This window comes from Candidatus Margulisiibacteriota bacterium, assembly GCA_041650635.1.
In the GTDB taxonomy this organism is placed as follows: Bacteria; Margulisbacteria; WOR-1; order JAKLHX01; family JBAZKV01; genus JBAZKV01.
Genome location: JBAZKV010000050.1, coordinates 1 through 3,068 on the forward strand (window position 1 = coordinate 1; position 3,068 = coordinate 3,068).

At 49.3% G+C, this 3,068-nt stretch carries 4 protein-coding genes; all 4 read left to right on the forward strand.

Going from position 1 to position 3,068, the window contains the following annotated elements; genetic code table 11:
• The coding region (locus WC490_08135) for a hypothetical protein (GenBank protein ID MFA5098568.1) at nucleotides 1-726 on the forward strand (726 nt) is incomplete at its 5' end.
• Nucleotides 727-733: 7 nt separating this feature from the next.
• Nucleotides 734-1,270 carry a nitroreductase family protein gene (locus tag WC490_08140; GenBank protein ID MFA5098569.1) on the forward strand — a complete coding sequence of 179 codons (537 nt, stop codon included), beginning with the start codon at nucleotides 734-736 and terminating at the stop codon, nucleotides 1,268-1,270.
• Nucleotides 1,271-1,301: 31 nt separating this feature from the next.
• The gene (locus tag WC490_08145; GenBank protein ID MFA5098570.1) at nucleotides 1,302-1,961 is read left to right on the forward strand and encodes a hypothetical protein; all 660 of its coding nucleotides are present in this window, start codon (nucleotides 1,302-1,304) and stop codon (nucleotides 1,959-1,961) included.
• Nucleotides 1,962-2,008: 47 nt separating this feature from the next.
• The coding region (locus WC490_08150) for a hypothetical protein (protein ID MFA5098571.1) at nucleotides 2,009-3,068 on the forward strand (1,060 nt) is incomplete at its 3' end.

A 3,068-nucleotide genomic window follows, 5' to 3' on the forward strand; every position in this document is an offset into this window, starting at 1 on the left:
ACAAGAAATTCCTCTGTCTGCTATTTTGATCCTTACGGCAGTTTCCTGTTCTACGGAAATATAGAAAAAGAAAGTATAGACTCATTGGTGCAGATGCTGCCCGATAGGGAGGATGAGATCCGCGAAGCATACGTGAAAGCCCAGAATAACTATTCAACTATATCGTCTCTTGCGGAAAATATGTTGATGGCAGGTCTTGACCAGGAAAAGCTGTCCGAGGAGGTCAAGTCCGCGCTGGGGCAGGTGACTGACACGGTAACAAAAGAGTATGTAGAAGCCATGCATCCGGACGCCATGCCCTATTCGGACATCGGCCGGATGCTTACCCTTGTGACAGATCCGTCGACAGGCATAGGTCCTGAGCATTTTGAGAGTGTGTATTCCGCGATCATCAACAGGATAGACGATAAATATACATCCCTTCCGTTCGATCAGGCAATGCGCGCATTCAAGGAAGATTCGTGCAGGACCTACGGGCTTGCTTCCGATAAGATAACTTCCGTCGATATTTTGATCGCCGCTTTCGGGTGCCAGCCCGTAGCGGTGGCTGACAACAACAATGTTATAGTATACGACGAAAGCGGCCTTCCGACCGAGACTGTGCTGAAAGCAGGTGATGAACTGAACAGGTTAATGGAGCCGATCGTCAAGATCGACGATAAGCAATTAATGAAGATCAGGTATGCGGACAGGGACGGATTCAAGTATGGGTATACGATGTTATAATCCTCATATGGATTTTCTCGGGCTTTCAAGGACACGCCAGTCATGCAGAAGATATTCCGATAAGCAGGTCAAAAGGGAGGACCTGGAATATTGCTTAGAAGCCGCCCGCCTCGCTCCTTCCGCCTGCAACAGCCAGCCATGGACTTTTATCGTTGTGACGGAAAAAACAAAAAAGGCAGAACTGTCGGAAGGCGCTTTTCACGGTATCTACTCAATGAACACTTTCGCCTCCTGTGCGCCGGTCCTTATAGCTGTCATCAGGGAAAAGGGCAGCGGCACGTCCAGGATAGGAGCGATGTTCAAAGGCACCGATTATCCTCTTATAGACATCGGCATCGCCTGCGAGCATCTTGTCCTTGCGGCGGCAGAGAAAGGTCTTGGGACCTGTTACCTCGGCTGGTTCGACGAAAAGAGGGCAAAGAAAGTGCTCGGTCTTGCTAAGAACAAAAAGGTCGATCTCATCATCAGTCTGGGATATCCTGAAGACAGTGTCCTGCGCGAAAAGATGCGCAAGGATATGAATGATATTGCCGAAATCCGCTGAACTTTCTGCCGATATATATAATGAAAGTACTATGCTGCCAATAAGGATCAAATATATCATAGACCGTTCAGTTTTTTCTCTTGCGGATAGAAGGGTAATGGCCCCGAGGACAGCGCCCTCCGCCGCCAATGAGTTAAGGTCGATGATGAACTCATCTTCCGTAAGGCCCAATAAAGTAATACAGTACTTGTTGTCGGGAAGCGCACTTGCGCCCCGCGACGCTGCTCTAAAACTGTTCTGGGACCTCGGACATGGGCAGGCTGCGTCAGTCCTTTCGGTAACAAGCTACCTTTCGCAAAGAGATAAGATAGCGCTTTTAACTGCCGGCCAGTCCGACCTGAAAGAAGAACGCAGCCTCTCTCAGCAGGAAGTATCGGGGATGATCGACATATTGAACGCGATGGTATGGAACGAAAAGGTGAACCTGTCCAGAATGCTTTTCGAGCCTGCCGGCTGCATGCCCAAAATATTGCCGCCCTGGATCTTCAGGAAGGTCATGTTCGACAAAGGGCTCTATCCTCAAACGCTCCATAGACTGGTCAGGCCGCTTGCCGGACACGATATCGATTATATGATCGCGCAGGCCGGGACCGGGAAGACAGCGGAAGCCTTCTTTGGCAGGCTGCTGGAAAAAGCGTTCCTTCCGGAAGAGGTCAATCGCCTGATAGAAAAAAAGCTTTTGCCGCGCTGAGCCGAAATTCTTTACACGCCGGACTTTCTGCACTATAATAGAGGTCAATGTTCAGCAAAATAGATCTGTTCAATAAAAAGAACAAATACGGCCTGAAAGATAATTCCTCGATCCTGGTCGACAATACCCGCCTGGATCCGGTGCCTTTTGCCGACCCTTTATTCATCTCCAGGCTTTTTAAGCGTTTCGTCAATAAAAAGCTGGACAAGTTCAGGCCGGACAAAAGCCGGGTCATCACAAGGTATTTAAGCATCAGGAACGAAGACAATATCAGGCAGATCATTAAAAGCATCCTTGCGATGAAGGAGGAGGACGCTGTCCGCCTGCTCGTGACCGTTATGAAGGATTTTGAGTCGCGCCATAAGGACCTGAAGAAGATCTTTGTGAAAAATTATGCCGAGGTCAGCCGGTTTGTAGCGCCTCAAGAAGGATTGTCCGCCGAAAGAAAACTGCTCATCGGTTCATATTTCACGATGGAATATTCCGTCGAATCAACGGCACTGTTCAATCCTTCCGTAGTGGTCTATCCCAAGCAGAACGACCTGAAGAAAGGGCAGACCAGGGTCATCTTCAGTTTTAGGGCTACCGGGGAGGGGCATATCTCTTCCATAGTGTTCCGCAGCGCCATAATGGACAGCCGGAACGAGGTCTACCTGGAGCCGATCAGTAGATTTGTGTCGACTCCACAGGTGATAGTTAACCCGACCTATGATAAAGCCCTTTTTGAGAGGAAGCTGAAAGAGATACACAGTTACGGCGAGGTCGCGGAAAAAGTGACAGGAGGCCTGAAGGATGAGTTCACATACAATGACCTGAAGGAAGAGATGGAAAAAGCCGGACAGCATAAGTTCGAAGAGGGGATCAATGTTAAATCAGCGCTTGAACAGATAAAATGGCTCGCTGACTGCAACTATGAAGTGGTCTTTCCTGCGGAGCAGCTTATTTCGGAGCGTGTTATCTTTCCCGTCTCCCAGACAGAAAGCAACGGAATAGAGGATGCCAGGTTCGTCAGGTTCGCGGAAGAGGACGGGAGCGTAAGATATTACGCGACCTATACGGCATACAACGGCAGGGAGATACTGCCGCAGTTGATGGAGACAAGGGACT